The organism is Cycloclasticus sp. (genome assembly GCF_019090545.1).
In the GTDB taxonomy this organism is placed as follows: Bacteria; Pseudomonadota; Gammaproteobacteria; order Methylococcales; family Cycloclasticaceae; genus Cycloclasticus; species Cycloclasticus pugetii.
This window is the reverse complement of record NZ_JAHRVT010000031.1, coordinates 1-18,913: the sequence shown is the minus strand read 5'-3', so window position 1 is coordinate 18,913 and position 18,913 is coordinate 1. Positions and strand designations below refer to the sequence as shown.

Below are 18,913 nucleotides of genomic sequence, written 5' to 3'. Positions count from 1 at the left end.
TAATTACTCGCTTAACCTCAGGCTAACCTCACCTGACATGATTTTTTTCGTTCGGCCATCGGGGGTTAACAATAAGAGCTCTCCGGTCTTTGAGATACCACTCGCAACGCCTTCCTCGTATTGCTCACCAGATAAAATTCGAACCGTTTTATCTCGATAACAATCGTAGTTATTCCATTGCTCAACATGTGGCAGTAAACCAGTCTCTTCGTAGCCATGCAGTATACTTAAAACCTCAGCCAGCACATGGGCAGCCAATTTATTTCGCCCCATTTTCTCGCCATACGCATGACACACATCAACCCAAGGCTGGCCAATTTCGCCAGACGACAATTCATTCATTTGATAATTGAGCCCGATGCCGATAATGGCAGTATAACCACCTTGGCTTTCCCCTTGAATTTCTACTAAAATTCCACCCAGTTTTTTACCTTCCCATAGAATATCATTTGGCCATTTCAGGCCATGACCACTTAAACCGAGGCTTTTGAGCGCACGACAAACAGCAACCCCGCACGCCAAACTCAGCCCCGATAAGGCCGATATCCCGCCCTTAAAGTTCCACAAAAAAGAAATGTATAGGTTTTGCCCATATGGAGACACCCATGTTCTGCCTAATCGTCCTCGGCCCATTGTCTGCATTTCAGCCATACAAACTGACCCATTGGGTAAAGGCGTTAGTTGGTGTTTCTCAACGATGGCTTGGTTAGTCGATGCGCACACATCTAATACATCGAGCTGCTTCAACAAGGCTCTGTGTTCACTAGATAAGCAGGTGAGAATACGTTGTTTATCCAACAACTCTATTGCTAATTTTAAGCGCGTGCCTTTTCCTTTTACAGCATGGAAGTCAAAGCCTGCTGTTTCGAGTGTTTTGAGGTAATTCCAAATGGAAGCACGACTAACATTTAACTCATCGGCTAGCTGCTGCCCAGAAAAAAACTGACCATCTGCCATGCGTTTTATTATCGCTTTATGAATTTCAAGTAGTTCCATTAAAAAGGGTTACAGCTTCGTGCAATTTACTGAAGATAGATTTAAAAAATATAGTCTACGTTAGTCGCTTTGCTCACGTATATCATTCATCTGCTTTTTAACGATATGACGAATTAACAAATCCCTATTTTCATCGCCCAGCTGGCTATACTCAACAGCAACCTTGAACTGATCGCTATCTTGCTCACAAGAAACGACCTTTGAGAAAGTTTTTATGCTGGCTAGAGAGGGCGTTAAAATAAACTTTATCTCAACAATATCCCCTATATTCAGCGCATTACTTACCGCAAATGAAACACCCGAGGCACTGATATTAACCGGCTGAATCGTTTTTACAAACAGCTCATCGGTACCCATTATTATATGATGCGCTAATAAATTAATTTTAGCTTCTATAAAAGAAAAGTAACGCGCCACTTCAGGCGACTCTTTTTCTACATGGCGAAAATGTATCCGAGACACTTCATTCATTTTCTCCAACTCATTGGCTAGAGAGGCTGGCTCAACCTCATTCCTTTTAAGACCATCGGCTTTAGTCATTTCGTCGTTAGAAATAACGCGATAACTTATCGCCACTTCATCGTCTATTCTAAAAAAACGTCTACGCTCTTGTCCGGCATCTTGGCTCATTATTGTTTCACCACGTCTAGTATGGGGTTACTTAAATCTTGGGGCATTTCACCTTGAATTAAAATAATTTCGACACGCCTATTTAGCGCTCTACCCTCAGGGGTCTCGTTATCAGATAGCGGCACTGTATCTGCATGACCTTCAATGATCAGTCTTTTTTCATCCACCGTTCCATCGGTTAGCAGTGTTTGCGCGACAGTTACGGCACGTGCCGCAGACAGTTCCCAATTAGACCGATACAAGCCCGCCTTAATGGGAATATTATCCGTATGGCCTGCAACAGTCACTGTACCAACACTACCATTAACAACCGCTGTAATTTTATCCATTATGGGTAAAAACTCTGGGTTAAATTCCGCACTACCTGAGGAGAACGAACCATTTTCATGAATTCTAATAACTACCCGGTCAAGGTCGGTTTCCACACTCACCATATTTTGGTCAATTTCTTCGACCATAAACTCTCTAATTTCTTCGGCTAATTTTTCAGCATCCTTAATTTTTTGCTCAGTGGCTTCAACATACTCCGTCACGATTTTCGCTTTTGCCTCAACCTCTTCTTGTTTTTTAGCATCCTCTTTTTTCGTTGTGTCTGAGTCAGACTCTGAGTCTTTGCCTAAAAACTCTCTTTCCGAGTCGGTTGTTTGCTGCCGCACCTCATCTAAAATGGTTGGGTCACCCGCCGCCGGGCTAAAGTGCTGTGCAACCACACTGGTCCCTTTAACTATTTCATAAGCAACCACCTGTCTTTGCACCCCAAACGCATCATTTAAAGAGTCTGCCATTTTCTTAAAACGGTTTGCATCCATAGTTGCCATTGATAATAACAATACGAAAAAGCACATCAATAATGACATTAAGTCGGCAAAGGTCCCCATCCATGCTGGAAGCCCTTCTTCACATTTTGGACAATTCTCTTCACTCATTTTGAACAACAGACCATATTTTAGCCTTAAGCTTCCTCTTGCGCACCAACAGAAGAACGTTGATTTTCTGGCAAGTAAGTTTTAAGCAATGTTTCTAAAACACGTGGGTTCATACCTTCTTGAATACTTTGAATGGTTTCTAAAATTAATACTTTATTGAGTCGCTCATTATGGCTAATACCCGCCAATTTAGCCGACATCGGCAATGCAAACGCATTAGCGATAACCGCACCATACAAAGTGGTTAGTAAGGCCACGGCCATTGCCGGACCAATTGCCGCTGGATCAGACATGTTTGCGAGCATTTGCACCAAGCCAACCAAGGTTCCAATCATCCCCATCGCTGGCGCCATATCACCGACCGCCTTCCACATATTCTGACCAACTTCATGGCGACCAATCGCTAAGTCCATATCTCGACCTAATAACTTTTGCACCATCGCTGCGTCATGACCATCTACACAAAGACTCAAGCCTCGTTTGAGGAATTCGTTATCCACCTCTTGATCTTCTAACGCCAACAGTCCATTTTTACGGGCCACATCAGACAGCTCCACTGCCTGCTTGATGAGATCAACAGGGTTATCATTTTTATTCATGAAGGCTTTAATAGCCACTTTAAACGAACTCAAAAATTCCGAGATCGACAACTGCATCAAAGTCACCATGAAGGTGCCAACTACTACGATCAAAACAGACGGCACATCAACAAACATCATGATATCTCCGCCTGTTGCAATGGCGGCAATAATAATGCCCAAACCACCCACAAAACCTATTAACGTCGCTAAATCCAAAACTCTTCCCTTATTTAATTCTCATTTATACCGTCAATAATCGGCAAGGTAACAATGAAACTTTAGCAGATAAAATACGTTTATGGCGAAGCTCTCCCATAAAACAAGCGTGCTCTACGCAAAAACACGCTTATTATCTATTCATCCGTGCCTGTTTGCCTTATCTGCTAAAACTTTTCTCCTTCATAAAGAAAGCAAGCTCCTAAGCAAAAATCCCTTTGAGCATGAAGAAGAAAACAATTGCCAGCACGCCGCCAACCGGCAAGGTAATAATCCAAGACATAAAAATACCACGAACGACACTCATATTAAGTGACGAAATACCGCGCGCCATACCAACACCTAAAACCGCCCCCACCATTGTGTGTGTTGTTGAGATAGGCAAACCCATACCTGAGGCTAACACAACTGTTGAAGCCGCTGAGATAGTACAACAAAACCCACGGCTTGGTGTTAATTCGGTAATCTTCGAGCCAACTGTTTCAATAACCTTACGGCCATACATTGCCAGACCCAATACAATACCAACACCTCCGACTAAGAGTATCCACATTGGTAAGGCCGATTTCTGTGATAACTCACCGGTATCGATAATACTATTAATTGCCGCTAATGGGCCGATAGCATTTGCCACATCATTTGAGCCATGTGCAAAGGCCATTGCACAAGCGGTAATAACCATCAAGGAGCCGAATATTTTTTCGACGTTTGCATAATGGAAATCACGGTCCGCGCTCGCATCAAACTTTACACGACTCACTAAATACTTACCTAATATCGTTGTTAGCACACCAAAACCCAGTGCTACCGCAATCGAGTCTGTCATGGATAAATCTAGTCCCACATGTTTTAAGCCTTTCATAATGGTGACCAATGTGAGCATAAAGCCAACCAAAAAGACATAATAAGGAACATAACGCTTAGCGTTTTCGAACGGTTTTTCTGTATCTAGAATAATCGTTTGAACAGACCTAAATAACATATATGAAATAGCGCCCGCCAATAATGGAGAGGTGACCCAGCTCATCACGATTGTACCGAGCTTGCCCCAGTACACCGCATCCATACTCATACCTACAATCGCAAAGCCGACAATAGAGCCAACAATCGAATGCGTTGTTGAAACTGGCCAGCCTTTAAATGAAGCAACCAGTAACCAAGTTCCCGCTGCCAGTAGCGCTGCGAGCATACCAAAAATCAAAATCTCGGGGGTTGCACCCAAATCGCTAACATCGACAATTCCTTTTCGAATCGTAGAGGTAACCTGCCCACCCGCTAAAATAGCCCCTGAAAATTCAAAAATGGCTGCAATAATAACAGCCTGTTTAATAGTAATCGCTTTAGAGCCAACCGATGTTGCCATCGCATTCGCCACATCATTCGCACCAATGCCCCACGCCATAAATAGGCCGAAAACAATCGCTAATACCAAATAAGTAGTTCCGTAATCCATTGTCCCTTCCCCTTATTTAGCCAACATCAATTGAAAGCGACGACCGACACGCTCAGCATCATCGGCAATATCGGCAATAGATTCTATAATCCGATACATAAACATCACATCTACCGCATATAACTCTTTTTCCACCGCAAACAAGTCTGCACGTAAACTCACTTGAATACGGTCTGTTGCTGATTCCAGGTCATCTAATTCAGCCAGCATCACCTCAGCCACGTGAACGGCATGCCCCCTAAAACCCGTTTCAACCAATTCATCCAACTCATTAACAACACGTAGCGCCTGATGACACGTTTCAACCGTTGCCTTAACCAACTCAATAACACGCTGGGCGGCTTGTTCGGGGAACTGTAATTTACGTCCAACGATGATCCCTGCGATATCTCTGGCGCGGTTAGCTAATAAATCTTGAGTTCTTAACGCATCCAGAAGGTCCTGCCGCTCGATTGGCATAAATAGGCCGCTAGGTAAGTGCTCCCGCAACGTCTGTTTTTTATCGTCAGCTTGCTGCTCTAAACTAGCAATTTTCTGGTAAATTTTTTCTACTTCAGCCGTGTTACCACTCGCCATGTTCTCAAACAAATCGATGAGTTTTGTCACGCATTCATCAACAATCGTCATATGTGCTTGAAGCGGCGCAACCGGAGATGCACCGAACAAACCTGAAAGGTAGTTTTTAGAGGCCATGAGGGGAACCCTTTGTTATGTTAATACTGCCGCATAATAAAGCGTCTTGTTAAAATCACCTAGCATTAGGCATAAAAAAGCCCCGACATCCTATCAGGGTCAAAATACTGCTGTGTTTTGAAGTAGGCGATGCCTACTTCAGGATGTTTATCGACCTTACTATGACAGTCTTAAACGATGCACTTCTGCGTCAGCACGCCCCCCTTTAAACAAGCAATTGAACCGTTGTCGGTATAAACAATAAAAAATGCAAAAAAAACACGACTTCATTGTTTATGTTGGATACCCCATTGTCAAACCCAGCATTTAGTCACCTGACTCTGACACATTTTTGACCTAAAGTACTGTCAACTTAGACCCAATAAAACAAGCCCCACGCAAATAATTAACGTAGCAACTAAGCGCCATCGCCAAGCATAGCGTTCTTTTAACAAGCTCATCGCTAAAATATTAGCCAACACAATCCCCGCATTACTAAAAGAAACCACGTAGGCTGCCGGTAAATAGTACATGGCTTGAATCACTAAAGCGTATGCTGTACCAATAAATAAACCACCGGGTAAAAGGTACTTTAATGCCGGACGCTTTATCGGTATAACTCGGCCCTTTTCATAGCGGTTTTGCACGCTTAAGGCAATAAATGACCCCAAATAGCCCACGCTAACAAAGCCTAGTAAGGCACCAAATGACGGTAGATAACTAACCGCTACTTTATCACTCAACGAATAAATACTGGTGAATAGCGCCGCCACTAAAGCCCATGGCAAAGCATGCGCAGTATCACCACCTCTTGCCGACAGGCCCAACAACCATAAGCCGACGATGCTAATCAAAATTGCCAACCATGCCTGCAATGGCAGCTCTTCGTCAAAAAACCACATGGACCAAAACGCTATCAACACAGGCGAACTTCTGGCCAATGGATACACCAGTGCAACCGGTGCAAAGTGGTACGCCCGACGAAGACTAACAAAGTAGACACTATTTGCAATAACGGTGACCAACATCGCAAGCACTAATGGGCTTTGCCAGTCCGCATCAAATACAAGGTAATATAAACCAAACGGACCCAGCAATACCAAGTGTGCCAATAACCCCCACCACAGATAATCAGCTTCTTTATCAACGTGCTTTGCCAGCAGGTTCCAGGCCACGTGCATCATTACCGACAGTCCAATCAATAGTGCAGCTTGAGTCATCATTTAGTCAGCTCTATTCGCAAACCGTCATAGGCTACAACAACACCCTCTGGACATTTTGTCCCTGTTTTTTCAAACCACTCATCAAGCTGATGGCTGATATGCGTCAAATAAGTTATCTTGGGGGCCACACGATAATGGATATCAATTGCCATGCTTAAGTCATTGTGATTTTTCGATTTAATTTCTTTCGGTGGGCTTGAGCAATCTACCACCACCACATCTGCTTTCCAGCGCTGTAAAAAGTGCATTGTCTGTTCAGGCAAACCTGCTGTATCTGTCAAGTATGCCAGTTTTTTTCCCTTATATTCAAAGGCATAACCTAGGCATAACTTTGAATGATTCAAGGGTAGCGCCGTCACCGATAATTCAGAAAATTGACGCTGATCGAATGCAGCGAATGTTTCCGAAAAGTCTAAAATCCCCGGGTGTTTAAATAGATCATCACAACCCTTTTCATCTGCAGGCCCAAAAACTGGGATGGATTTAGCAACCCCCCAACGAATAGGAAATAAGCCTTGCACATGGTCCATATGATAATGCGTTAAAAGAACACGGGAAAAACTACCGGCAGGAAAGCGTTCGCCTAATTGTAAATTCCCTGCATCAATCAAGGTTGTCTCACCACCCACCACCAAGGCAGCACTACAGGGACCTCGTCGACGATCAGTCTGCTGTGTGGCGCGAACACAGGCGACACAATGACAGCCATAGGCCGGCACGCCCGCCGCATTTCCAGTTCCCGTAAAGATCAGACGCATTGAGTATTTCTTGCCGTCAATACACCAACTAACTGTTTTCCAGCTATAGATAAGTCAGCATTATTCTCAATAACCACTAACTCTGGGTGACTAATGCCTTCCATGCATTGGGCTCGAAGCAACCGAGCTTCAATCTGTTCGGATGTCTCTCTGCCTCTAGACTCTAGCCTTTGACGTAAAATAGCCTGATCGACCTGAATTAACACAGGAACCAACTCAGCATAATGTTTAGATGCCTGCGGCAAGTAAGCCCGCGAACCATTCACGACCACGTCAACCCCTTTTTTTAACCATTGATTAACCTCAACACCAATACCATAGTTAAGGCCATGACTAGACCAATGCATGGCAAAAAACCCTTTGCCCAGTCGCTGCCTAAACTCTTGCTCGCTCAATGCCACATGGTTTTCGTTACCCGCTTCTGCTTTGCGCGTAATGTAGCGGTGTGCAAAAAATAACGACTCCTCTGGCATCAAATGTTGCCGAGCATAGCCCAGTAAACTATCTTTACCAACACCCGAGGCACCAATAATATAAAACAGTTTAGCCATGATCATATTGCCCTCGGTACACCGTTTTCCCCTTTAGCCATACTCGACTCACCTGCGGCAGTCCAGCTGGTGTATCGATCATAATTAAATCTGCTCGTTTACCCACCGCTATTTCACCTCGATCAATCAAACCTGCCGCCTTAGCAGGGTTTAATGTGACTAAACGAACTGCGTCAGAAAGACTTATGTCCGTCAATGTAGGTAGCTTCATAACGGCAACTATTAACGCCGCTGGTGCATAATCAGCGCACAAACAATCGGCTACATTTGCCTCGATAGCATCTAGCGCCTTCATTGAACCTGATTGGCTTTGGCCACGAAGGATATTAGGCGCGCCAAAGACCGTACTCATGCCTAGTTCACGTGCCGCCAATGCCGCTTCCATATTAATAGGGAATTCGGAAATCACCGCCCCAAGGCTATTCATTGTTTCAATACGCTGACGATTATCATCATCATGGCTGGCAACAGATACGCCTTGGGCATGCGCCGCCTTGATCAGCGTTTTAGCACGATCAAACGCACCCGTTGCTGCGTTCAGTTTTTTAGCCAGAATGGTATCTAACTCGGCCTCCGTCTTTTTATAGCTACGCGTCAAATAGCTACGGTACGCTGCCATATCTTTAAACTGCCCTTGCCCCGGCGTATGATCCATTAACGACAATAAATGCATATCATCATTCTTCAATAAATCCAATAATACTGGCAGCCCACCTTCATCAGTAATTTCATATCGGCAGTGCACACGATTATCAACCAGCCCATGTGGCGCCCAAGCATGAACCGCCCGAGCAATATTGGCGGCAAATTCATTGCTGCGCAAACCGAGTTCATCGTTTGCAAATGCAATCGCATGATATACGGTCGTAATACCCGCCGTGGCATTACGTTTATCCGCTTGCGCTACTGCAAAATCTAAAGGAAAGTGCACGCCAGGCCTTGGCTCAACTTCTTTTTCTAATGCATCACAATGCAAGTCAATCATACCTGGCATTAAAACTCGCCCAGCAAGATCGATAGTGTCCACATTATCTGCCACTGATTCAGGGTTAATTGCGGCAATAATGCCATCTTCAATTAATAATGAAGCCTGCTCTAATACTTGATCTGCAAGAACAATTTGGGCATTGGTTAAATATTGTTGTGTCATGATGCTACCTCTTTATTATTTAGTGCTACTGGCGGTGTTAATGTCACCACGTTATCGGCTAATCTCTCGACTAAGTCTGGATGATGGAAAATAGCTAACATCGCCGTTCCTTCGGCTTTCATCGCTTGAATCATTTCCACTACGCGATCGGTTGTTGTCGGGTCTAAACTGGCTGTCGGTTCATCTAAAAGTAATAACCTTGGTTTAGCAATCAATCCACGTGCCAAGTTGACGCGTTGTTTTTCACCCCCTGAGAATGTTGCTGGTGGTACACCCCATAAACGTTCTGGAATATTAAGATTGGCTAAAACTTCTCGTGCTTTTTGACGACCTTGTTCGCGGCTAACACCACGTTGATACAATGGCTGAGCCACAACATCTTCTGTCGATTGGCGTGGCAAAGCATGTAAAAACTGAGTTACAAAGCCAATTTCGCGGCTACGTAATTCCAAAATTTGATGCTCATCGGCAAGCGCCAAATTCAAACTCGTGCCATTAGCAGCATGATAGGTAATGCGCCCTGATGACGGTAAATAAGTACGATAAATACCTTTTAATACCGATGATTTACCCGCACCAGTCGGGCCAATCAATGCGGTTAATTTACCGGCATAGACATCAAAATTGACGTTGCTGGATGATGGAATCGTTTTAGCTTGCTCATGCAATTCAAAATGCTTGGAAAAACCTTCCACACTTAAAATAGGTTCTGCTGTCATAATGGTCTCCTTACAAAGCCGACGCGACGAGGCGTTGGGTATAAGCGTGTTGTGGATCTTCCAAAATTTGATCGGTTAAACCCGACTCAATAATTCGACCATATTTCATTACGATGGTGCGTCCTGCTAACAAGCGAACAACGCCTAAATCATGTGTTACCACTATCATTGCTGTGTTCATTTCTTGTTGGATCTCTAAAATCAAATCGAGGATCTTAGCTTGCACGGATAAATCTAAGCCCGTAGTAACCTCATCGAGATACAGCATCGGTGGATTGATTGCCAAAGCCTTGGCAATTTGTACTCGTTGTTGCATGCCGCCCGAGAAGTTTTTCGGTAATTCATCCATTCGTTCGGTTAATACTTCGGTGCGTTCTAATAACTCTCGGGCACGTTCGCGTATTTCTTTATAGTTTCGTAAATCATTCATCAACAAACGTTCGGCGATATTACCGCCCGATGAAATACCAAAATTCAAACCCAAATGTGGATTTTGATACACCATGCCAAAATGATGGTTTCGCAAATGGCGTTTTTGAGCCGCATTGAGACTAAACAAGTCATATTGCTTGTCGTCATCATAAAAAATAGCATGACCACTGGTTGGATCTTGATCAAAAAACAGGTTTTTAACCACCGTCGATTTACCGCTACCCGACTCTCCCATAATGCCGAGAATCTCACCTTTGTAGAGGTCTAATGACAAATCATGTGCCGCCACAACACTTTTACAATCTGGACAAATATTGGTATTCAATTCAGGGCCAGTTTTTTCAAAACAATTCGGGCAACCTTTACCAAAGACCTTGCTTAAGTTTCTTACTTCAAGGATTTTTTCCATCTTATGCTCCTTTGGCTATCGATTGTTCACGGCACCAATCACTGTCTGAGCACTGGTACACTTTTTCGCCACCTTGTCCGTCAAATTCATCTAAAAAACTGGTGTCATCGCCACAGCGATCACAACAACGACGTTGGCCGTTTTCATCATTAAAACTTTCTACACGGAACGGCATATCATCAAATGCCAACGGTTCTGCATCGGTATAAGGTGGAACGGCATAGATTTTTTTCTCACGGCCGGCACCTAACAATACCAAGGCTTTAGATTGATGTAATTTAGGCACATCCCAGCGTGGAATTGGTGAGGGGTCAATGACGTAATGGCCATTGATGCAAGTAGGATAACGGTGCGAAATAGTGATTTCGTCAAACTTCACAATATCTTCGTATAATTTGACCAACAGGCGCGAATAGTCAGCTTCGCCATGCATTATTTTGCGTTTATCTTCTGATGGCTCAACCACCACTAAAGGATCGGGATACGGCACTTGCAGCACGATAATTTGATCTTCACGTAATGGTTTTTCAGGAATGCGGTGGCGCGATTGAATCAAGTTCGCTTTATCGGTTATATCGGTGGTGTCGATACCATCACAGGTCATTTCGATAAAACTACGTAAATTCACCGCGTTGACGGAATCATCACTACCTTGGTCAATCACTTTCAACGTATCATCTTCACCAATAATGGATAAAGTGAGTTGCAAGCCACCGGTACCAAACCCACGACCCATAGGCATTTCGCGTGAAGAATAGGGCACTTGATAACCGGGAATGGCAATCGCTTTTAACACGGTACGACGCACTTCTTTTTTGGCATATTCATCTAGAAATCCAAAAGGATAAGCCGCATTGGCTTTTCTCATTGCCGTCATGATGTTGCTCCTTCTGATTTGGCTTCAGCTTTATCTTGGGTGGTACGCAGGCGATCCATATCTGATTGGAAGGTCACGTAATGCGGCATTTTGTAATGAGTACAGAAACCCATAGAGTCAATACCATCAACATGTAATAAGACAAATTCAGGGTCTTCTGAAGGATTCGTTGGCCCGTCTTTCATACCTGCTTGCAGTGATCTATCAAGAATCGCCATCGCAATGGCTTTGACTTCGTTATTACCAAAACACGCGCCGTAGCCTAAGCTGAACGTTGGTTTTTCGTTTTCATCATCACTTTCATACATGGCGACGATTTCACATTCCGTCATCAACACTTCACCGGCTTCAATCAATTCACCGGTAATCGGATGTGGCAACATGACAGGGATATAACCCACACGTAATTCCGCTACGGTGGGATGCACATCACCATAACCACGCATGTTGGAGTAAGCGATTGCTAACAATGATCCTGTTTCACCACGGGCCATTGTTGCTAGCGCGGCTGATCGTGGTACGGGAAATATTAATGGCTCACGAGTAATATCAAACGGCTCTTGAACAGCAGCTTTATCGACTTCAGCTAATAAGCCATCGGCACGTAAACTATCTAGCACTTTAGGAAAGGTATCGGGAATGTCTGAATCTGGACGTTCATCATCAAACCATTGCTTGGCAACCGCTCGAAATGCTTCTGGTGTTTCATCTAATAATTCAGTACGCATTAAACGTAAGGCATAATCCGTCGTTGCACCCAACATTTGACCACCGATAATGTCTTTAAAGGCAGCTGAAATCCGTCTGGTTACCCGCATCTCGGTGGTATCTAACACGGGTGTTTCTAATAGACGTGGCTTAGTTGAACGATAAGCACGTAATGCAAATGCGGCTTCTAAGGTATCGCCCAAGCTTTGTTTAATCGCTAATGAGGCAAGTTTAGGGTGATATAAACCGCCTTCTGACAACACGCGACCATGCAAAAAACGTAATTGATGTTCGATGGTCTCCATATCTAATGGTGTACCGCTATCACCTTGTTCACAACGTAAATAATCCAGTGTATCTTCGGCACCTTTAATGGCAAGACCGCCACCTTTAATGGCTACATAACCCATGATGTCACCTCAATTTTTGTGGTTCTTGACAAAGCCATCACGTGTGAGTCATCAACCAATAACAAGTCTACACCTAATGGAAATGAGCTAATCCATTCCTCACGTTGATTCAACCAATCGCGATTTAAACCGGAAATTTTTACTGAAATATCACCATTCACGCCGGGACCACTTAAGCTCAGGTGACTATTCCCTTCGCTTATATTTTCAACGACTAACACAATCATTGCTGAATGTTCCGGTGAGGATAATTCACCTAACAGTGGTTCAAAATCAACCGCACTGTCACCACGACATAAAATAGTGGTGGCATGTTCTACTGCCACTTTTTGTGCCTGTAATAAAGGCCAATCAGCGTCATCTAATAAATTGTGGTGATCACATAGATTCACTTCACCATCAAGCAAAGTAGCCAATAAAGCCCGTGCTGGCGAGGCATTGTTAGTCAACTCACTAAGATTTTCCGTTTTACCAGGGCGTGACATAACCTCCATCAAGCCGCGAAAAACTTGTTGCTGCACTTCAGGCAACCAGATAGCTTCAATTTTGCTCATCATCTTCTCCTTCTTCTGCACCTAATAGCGAGAAATCAACGTGAGTACGTTTCAGCATTTGTTTGCGATTACGTTGCTCAGCATCCAATTTGTCAGCGCCTTGTTGTAATAACACTGTAAGCAAGTCATGACCTGCTAATTGGTTGGCTAATACGGCATCACAGACAGCAAGCGCTTCAGCCAGATCTTTGTCATCATCCATTACTTGAGCGGCACCTTCGGCTTTATCACCGTTTGGCAAAGTCAATTCCACCCATGCACTAGCAACGGGAATTTCACCGAGATAAAAGGGCTCTTGCAATGCGCCATCACGTAGCTTGAGCATGCCTAAACCACTTTGCGGCAGTGACTTATAGCGTAGCTCCCAGTCAGTTGTTATCTGCTGAGCAAGTTGCTGAACTTGTTTCGCGTCCACTGCGGTCAACAATCTAACCCAGTTTTTACGTTCGTTTATATTCACTTAACATCTCTCTTTAATATAGATATCTAGACAAGTATGTTTTTAGCCCTGAAAAAACTCAGGGCCCTAATTACATCGATTTTGATCTAATTCTTTGGCTTATTAGCTCTAGCAGCATGACGGTCACTAAAATAACTAACAAAATTGTTGCTACGTGTGAGTAAGCAAACATATCCCAACGACCTTTTAACTCCATACCAATACCACCTGCTCCAACCATACCCAGCACCGTTGCGGTGCGAATATTACGTTCCAGAATGTATTGCACGTAGCCGACGTAACTGGGAAATACTTGCGGCAATACCGCATAACGCAAGACCTTTAATTTATTTGCGCCACTGGACAACAAGGCGTCTTGTGGGCCTTTAGGTGCGTTTTCTATTTCATCGGCAAAAAACTTACCCAACACACCACTGGTGTGCATCGCCAAAGCAAAAATGCCGGCTATCGGGCCAAAGCCGTACATTAATACAAAAAATAGCGCCACAATAAGTTCCGGCATAGCGCGGTGAAAACTTAAAATAAATCGTGATGAGAGGTAAAAGAATTTATTGGGTGTGTAGTTTTTAGCCGATAGAACCGCTAATGGGATTGAAATTAGCACCGAGATTAAGGTGCCCCAAAAGCCCATCTCTATGGTTTCCCACATTTTAACCAACACTTTTACTAGGTAGCCCATAGGGGTCACTAGGTATTCGACCTTTTCAGAACGATAGCTATCGTTTAGTGCGTCATATTGCTTTTTTTCGACCGTTTCAATGTGACTCATAAACGGCAAGTTTTCACGATCAAGATCGACAATACGATTGGTCGGCTTTCTGGACTCAAACGTTAGCGGAAAGGCTTGCTTAGCAAAGCTACTGGCTCCATCCATAACGGTCGATTTAGACAACCCAACCACCGCTAAAATTGCCTCGCCCGTTTTGTAAGCGGCTTTATCCATTTCTGTGTTACGAGCTGAAAAACCTAGCAGTACTATCATAAGCAGCAATAAGCCTACGATCTTAGGTGTAACGACTTGTTGTAATTCCCACTGTTGCCAGGGTTTTTCATTTTGCATGCGCGGATTGTTTGCCATCACTATTCCTCTTAGGCTATCGCAAGATTATTTAATTCGGCCGCAGCCGCACAAACAGATGTACTTTTCGAAGGCAATACCTCTCTGGCATATTCATCACCATAAATATATTTAAGGCTTTGTTCATCTAACTCATGGGGGGGGCCGTTGAACACCACTTGACCTTTCTTCATGGCAATAATTCGGTCGGCAAACTCAAGCGCGTACTCGACTTGGTGCAAGCTACACAGCACCGTTGCATTGTGATTACGTGAGGCTGACTTGAGGCTGGTTAGGACTTGGCGGCTAACCATTGGATCTAAACTAGCAACCGGCTCATCGGCTAAAACCACTTGAGGTTCTGACATAAAAGCGCGGGCAATTGCCACCCGCTGTTGCTGCCCACCTGATAAATTTGAAGCCCGCCGATAAAGGTGCTTTTCTTCCAAGTCGACTTCTTGTAGTAGCATGCAGGCGCGCTGCTGGTCATCTTTTTTGAATACCTTAAGCAAACTCAGCAAGGTAGGAACCGCAAATAACTTACCCATCAACACGTTATGCAACACCTTTAAGCGCGGCACTAAATGAAGCTGCTGATGGATCATGCTAATTTTTTGCTGAATCTGACGTTTGGTTTTTTTATTCATCACCACCCCATCTAAGGCAATCTGTCCGGAGGTGGGCGTAACCAAACCATTTAACAAACCCATTAGGGTTGATTTGCCCGCTCCAGATGGCCCGAGTAACACACAAAACTCTCCTTTATTTATCGTTAAATCAATATTGTCGACCGCTTTAGTACCGTCACCGTATATGACTGATGTAGATTTGAATGTCAGCATCGCTTTTCCTTATCTATAGATTAAGTAATAATCGGGGGCTGATAATCAGCCCCCTATATATCCTTTTAGCTGTTACTTACCAGCCTTTTCAATTAGCTCAGACTTTAATTGGTCATTGACTTTTGATAGTTTCTTAAGTACTGAAAGCATTTTTTGTTGTGAATAATCAGCGTCGTAACGGTCTACTTTTTTACCCCCATACCCACGAATGAGTTCGGGGTTTACGTGCTTGTGAATATTATTAAATGCCTGCTTTAATTTGCCTTTTAACGCAGCAGGTAAATTAGGGTTCATCGCCAACGGTGGATTTGGAATCGGCTCAGATTTTGCTAATACACGAAATTTATTTGCATCAATAATGCCTTTATTAACTGCTTTTTCCCATGAGTTAAACGACGCTGCTGCTGCGTCTGTTCGGCCTTCTTTCAGGGCGGCAATTGAATTGGTATGACTGCCTGTTATTACGACTTTTGCTAGGTCGTTAACGGGGTCTACACCCGCATCTATAATCATAGCCATAGGGAAGTTAAATGATGATGTGGATGACGTAGGCCCAACAGAAATAATTTTGTTTTTAAGGTCTTTTAGGGTTTCTATACCATTACCTTTTTTAGTAAAAATACCTGAGTAATAGACCGATTTGCCTTTTTTAACGTCTAAGGCTAGAAGTTCAGCACCGCATAATTCGTGTGCTTGACCAAAAGTAACGGGGCCATACCAGGCAATATCTGCGTGATTAGCACATAAGCCCTGAACAACAGCCGCATAACTCTCGCCTGACATCACCTTAAAGTGAATGCCGTAGTGCTTTGCTATGGCGTCAAACACCGGCTTATAGTCCTCAGCCACATCTGCACCACCGGTATCTGCTGGCACCATCATCACTCTGAGCGGGTCATTAGCCGTTCCTTTAGGCAACTCTGCGGCTAACAAGTTTGTAGTTATAGCCAGTGATGCTAAGGCCATGATTAAATAATTTTTCATTGTCATTTTAAAGCTCCATCTATTTAGGTTAAGTATTAAGGTGTAAAAGAAAGTTGAACTCGATCAGAACGAAAACGGGTAATCGAGTACTCAACGGGGCGCTGCGTGTTGGCGTCAATATTGACGCTTTTTACACGTAAAACCGGGAAGTTTTTGGGTATCAAAAGGTTTACGGCATCATCACCCAAGGGTAGACATGCCGTCGTCAAACTCTCTTTCCTAGCCGGTGTAATCGCATATTTTTGTTCAAAAAGAGCGTGCAAAGACCCGCCCTGGTAGTCCGTTTCAAAGTCAGGGAACCTACTTACTGGAATGAAATGCGAAATCACACAAAAAGGCCGCCCATCAACCTGCCTTAAGGTTTCAATCATTAATACAAATGAGTCCTCCTTAATGGCTAAACGTCGAGCGACTCCACCGTAAGCGGGCACAACAGTTTTACGAATGACTTTTGTGCTGGCTAGTTTTCCTAATGATTCTAAGCGTTCAGTAAAGCGTGTTTTTTCACCCACCTTATACTCCAGCGCCTCACCTAAAATAAGGTTACCTCGGCCATGCTGGCGCTCAACCAAACCCATCGACACCAACTCATCTATAGCTCGCCGCAAGGTATGGCGATTAACAGAAAAACGAGCCGCCAGCTCAACCTCAACTGGCAAGTAATCCCCCGCCTCATAAGCCGATTTGATTTCCTGCTCTAAAATACGGCAAATTTGACGGTACACTGACTCACCGGTATTTCTATTTATTGAACATAAAGTCATCTAGACGTCTCCATATAATTACTGAGCATATAATCTCAATCTTAGGTGACAGTGTTGTTACAGTTACTTGAAGAACTCATTAAATAGAGAGCCTAGAACTGTTGGCTAATTAATGAGGCGCAAAAAAAAGCCCGATGCAACATCGGGCTTTTTACTTCTTACTACGTCGAAGCGACGTATTTCTTATATTTAGAAGTCGATTTGAGCGCGTACTTGGAACGCATCAATATCTTCATCTGCCAGCAATGTACCGGTGCGTTCAACGGTACTTTGAACGTAGTTCGCCATAAAACGAATAGTGGGTGTCGCATACCAGTTAACGCCGATTGTCAGTACCTCACCTTCTTCACCAGCAGTATTTATGCCCGGTACTGTAGCCAGACCATCGTAAAGGTCAATACTAGAGTAGCGAACGCCTAGCTCCCATGCACCGATACCGCCTTTACCGACAACACTTTTAGGTTTTACACGGCCAAATACGCCTTTACTTCCTTTATAAGAACGCGATTCACCTGTTAGAAAGTAACTACCGTAAGCATACCAACCATCTAAATCCAGATCGCCATTGGCAGTTTGCACTTCTTTAGCAAAGTACTCTGTCTGCAAAGAGAATGGTCCCATTACTGCAGCCGCTTCAAGGCCATAGTTATCGGTTGATTCAACGCCGTCAATTTTTGTATCAAAAGGTCTGGTGTTAATAGTATGAATTTCAGGGCGAGCTCTAAAACGCTCCGTACCATTATCATCAAATTCCTGATGGCTAAAAGAGGCACCTAAATGCACCGCTTGTGTTTTGCCAACTAAAGGTGCGAAGGTGCCGCGAACACCATAACCATAATCTTCATCGCGGCCATTATTAGCATTGCTGACACCTTGCATATGTAAGCCACCCTGTAATGTCCAGTTGTCACCATTTGTAGTAACAGATACGCCATTTTTACGGCCAACAGCAAATACGTCTTGAATCATTGATCTTTCCATAAACGTTATGTATTTAGAGCTAGTTTGAGCCTCTAAACCACTCGGCATAAAGGTGTTACCTACTTTAATTGAAGTTGAGTCAAAACCATCGTAGGCAATGTAAAGATCTTTAGCAGTTACTTCATCTTCGGCAAAATCGTACTGCGCTTTAAAGCCCCAGTCGTTAAATATTTGACCTTTTACAAATAAACGTGCACGGCGAAATTCAGATCCGTCCCCATCAAGGTTTCGATCATCAGAAATAGCGGCATAATCGGCCATTAGACGCCCACCTAATTGGAACTTAGCATCACCTGACTTAAATTTTAAATGCCCACCTTTAGTGCTAACAGTTACGCTATCAGAGGCCTTCTCATATAACTCATCATATTGAGCTTGCGAAATAGTGCCGTTTGCCTTCAATGTATCTAAGATGTCTTTTTCAGATGCAAAAGCAGCTGGTGCTGATGCTATAGCAGTACCTAATAATGTTGCCTTAATGGCAACTGATAATTTTGTTTGTTTCATCTTTCATCCTTTGTTATTTAAATAAATACGTTCTTAACACAGGAGAATTTTAG

The 18,913-nt window shown here is 43.7% G+C and carries 21 protein-coding genes; all 21 read right to left on the bottom strand.

Translation table 11 applies throughout. The features are described 5' to 3' along the window. Positions 1 to 3: 3 nt before the first annotated feature. Positions 4 to 996 carry a bifunctional biotin--[acetyl-CoA-carboxylase] ligase/biotin operon repressor BirA gene (gene birA, locus KUG63_RS07510; RefSeq protein ID WP_073024810.1) on the bottom strand — a complete coding sequence of 331 codons (993 nt, stop codon included), beginning with the start codon at positions 994 to 996 and terminating at the stop codon, positions 4 to 6. Positions 997 to 1,056: 60 nt separating this feature from the next. Then, positions 1,057 to 1,626, bottom strand: a complete 570-nt coding sequence (locus KUG63_RS07505; protein WP_015005129.1) for a PilZ domain-containing protein — start codon at positions 1,624 to 1,626, stop codon at positions 1,057 to 1,059. Beyond that, positions 1,626 to 2,552, bottom strand: coding sequence for a MotB family protein (locus tag KUG63_RS07500; RefSeq protein WP_287554595.1), 927 nt, complete (start codon positions 2,550 to 2,552; stop codon positions 1,626 to 1,628). The genes KUG63_RS07505 and KUG63_RS07500 overlap by 1 nt, the downstream gene beginning before the upstream one ends. 26 nt (positions 2,553 to 2,578) lie before the next feature. Further along, positions 2,579 to 3,349, bottom strand: coding sequence for a flagellar motor protein PomA (pomA, locus tag KUG63_RS07495; protein WP_287554593.1), 771 nt, complete (start codon positions 3,347 to 3,349; stop codon positions 2,579 to 2,581). A 202-nt stretch (positions 3,350 to 3,551) separates the two neighbouring features. Then, complete coding sequence (locus KUG63_RS07490; RefSeq protein ID WP_016390991.1) at positions 3,552 to 4,802, bottom strand: inorganic phosphate transporter; 1,251 nt, start codon at positions 4,800 to 4,802, stop codon at positions 3,552 to 3,554. Between the two features lie 12 nt (positions 4,803 to 4,814). Beyond that, positions 4,815 to 5,495 (bottom strand): TIGR00153 family protein, encoded by a 681-nt coding sequence (locus KUG63_RS07485; RefSeq protein ID WP_287554592.1) that lies wholly within the window; start codon positions 5,493 to 5,495, stop codon positions 4,815 to 4,817. A gap of 347 nt (positions 5,496 to 5,842) precedes the next feature. Beyond that, positions 5,843 to 6,697, bottom strand: a complete 855-nt coding sequence (locus KUG63_RS07480) for an EamA family transporter (RefSeq protein ID WP_277642625.1) — start codon at positions 6,695 to 6,697, stop codon at positions 5,843 to 5,845. After that, positions 6,694 to 7,455: a phosphonate metabolism protein PhnP gene (gene phnP / locus KUG63_RS07475; RefSeq protein WP_277642626.1), complete on the bottom strand. Its 762-nt coding sequence runs from the start codon at positions 7,453 to 7,455 to the stop codon at positions 6,694 to 6,696. The genes KUG63_RS07480 and phnP overlap by 4 nt, the downstream gene beginning before the upstream one ends. Continuing rightward, a complete protein-coding gene (phnN, locus tag KUG63_RS07470; protein WP_287554590.1) occupies positions 7,446 to 8,006 on the bottom strand; it encodes a phosphonate metabolism protein/1,5-bisphosphokinase (PRPP-forming) PhnN in 561 nt (186 codons plus the stop codon). Before phnN ends, phnP begins: the two co-directional genes overlap by 10 nt. Beyond that, a complete protein-coding gene (locus KUG63_RS07465; protein WP_277642628.1) occupies positions 7,999 to 9,156 on the bottom strand; it encodes an alpha-D-ribose 1-methylphosphonate 5-triphosphate diphosphatase in 1,158 nt (385 codons plus the stop codon). The genes phnN and KUG63_RS07465 overlap by 8 nt, the downstream gene beginning before the upstream one ends. After that, complete coding sequence (gene phnL, locus KUG63_RS07460) at positions 9,153 to 9,875, bottom strand: phosphonate C-P lyase system protein PhnL (RefSeq protein WP_277642629.1); 723 nt, start codon at positions 9,873 to 9,875, stop codon at positions 9,153 to 9,155. Before phnL ends, KUG63_RS07465 begins: the two co-directional genes overlap by 4 nt. A gap of 10 nt (positions 9,876 to 9,885) precedes the next feature. After that, a complete protein-coding gene (locus KUG63_RS07455; RefSeq protein WP_277642630.1) occupies positions 9,886 to 10,716 on the bottom strand; it encodes an ATP-binding cassette domain-containing protein in 831 nt (276 codons plus the stop codon). Position 10,717: 1 nt separating this feature from the next. Then, the gene (locus KUG63_RS07450; RefSeq protein WP_277642631.1) at positions 10,718 to 11,593 is read right to left on the bottom strand and encodes an alpha-D-ribose 1-methylphosphonate 5-phosphate C-P-lyase PhnJ; all 876 of its coding nucleotides are present in this window, start codon (positions 11,591 to 11,593) and stop codon (positions 10,718 to 10,720) included. Next, positions 11,590 to 12,711: a carbon-phosphorus lyase complex subunit PhnI gene (locus KUG63_RS07445; RefSeq protein WP_277642632.1), complete on the bottom strand. Its 1,122-nt coding sequence runs from the start codon at positions 12,709 to 12,711 to the stop codon at positions 11,590 to 11,592. Before KUG63_RS07445 ends, KUG63_RS07450 begins: the two co-directional genes overlap by 4 nt. Further along, positions 12,699 to 13,265 (bottom strand): phosphonate C-P lyase system protein PhnH, encoded by a 567-nt coding sequence (gene phnH / locus KUG63_RS07440; RefSeq protein ID WP_287554588.1) that lies wholly within the window; start codon positions 13,263 to 13,265, stop codon positions 12,699 to 12,701. The genes KUG63_RS07445 and phnH overlap by 13 nt, the downstream gene beginning before the upstream one ends. After that, a complete protein-coding gene (phnG, locus tag KUG63_RS07435) occupies positions 13,252 to 13,725 on the bottom strand; it encodes a phosphonate C-P lyase system protein PhnG (RefSeq protein WP_277642634.1) in 474 nt (157 codons plus the stop codon). The genes phnH and phnG overlap by 14 nt, the downstream gene beginning before the upstream one ends. Positions 13,726 to 13,795: 70 nt before the next feature. After that, positions 13,796 to 14,803, bottom strand: a complete 1,008-nt coding sequence (gene phnE / locus KUG63_RS07430; RefSeq protein WP_277642635.1) for a phosphonate ABC transporter, permease protein PhnE — start codon at positions 14,801 to 14,803, stop codon at positions 13,796 to 13,798. A gap of 11 nt (positions 14,804 to 14,814) precedes the next feature. Further along, a complete protein-coding gene (gene phnC / locus KUG63_RS07425; RefSeq protein WP_277642636.1) occupies positions 14,815 to 15,624 on the bottom strand; it encodes a phosphonate ABC transporter ATP-binding protein in 810 nt (269 codons plus the stop codon). 72 nt (positions 15,625 to 15,696) lie between these two features. Then, positions 15,697 to 16,614, bottom strand: a complete 918-nt coding sequence (locus tag KUG63_RS07420) for a phosphate/phosphite/phosphonate ABC transporter substrate-binding protein (protein ID WP_277642637.1) — start codon at positions 16,612 to 16,614, stop codon at positions 15,697 to 15,699. A 29-nt stretch (positions 16,615 to 16,643) separates the two neighbouring features. After that, complete coding sequence (phnF, locus tag KUG63_RS07415) at positions 16,644 to 17,372, bottom strand: phosphonate metabolism transcriptional regulator PhnF (RefSeq protein WP_277642638.1); 729 nt, start codon at positions 17,370 to 17,372, stop codon at positions 16,644 to 16,646. Between the two features lie 189 nt (positions 17,373 to 17,561). Further along, positions 17,562 to 18,860, bottom strand: a complete 1,299-nt coding sequence (locus KUG63_RS07410) for an OprO/OprP family phosphate-selective porin (protein ID WP_287554585.1) — start codon at positions 18,858 to 18,860, stop codon at positions 17,562 to 17,564. Between the last annotated feature and the right edge of the window lie 53 nt (positions 18,861 to 18,913).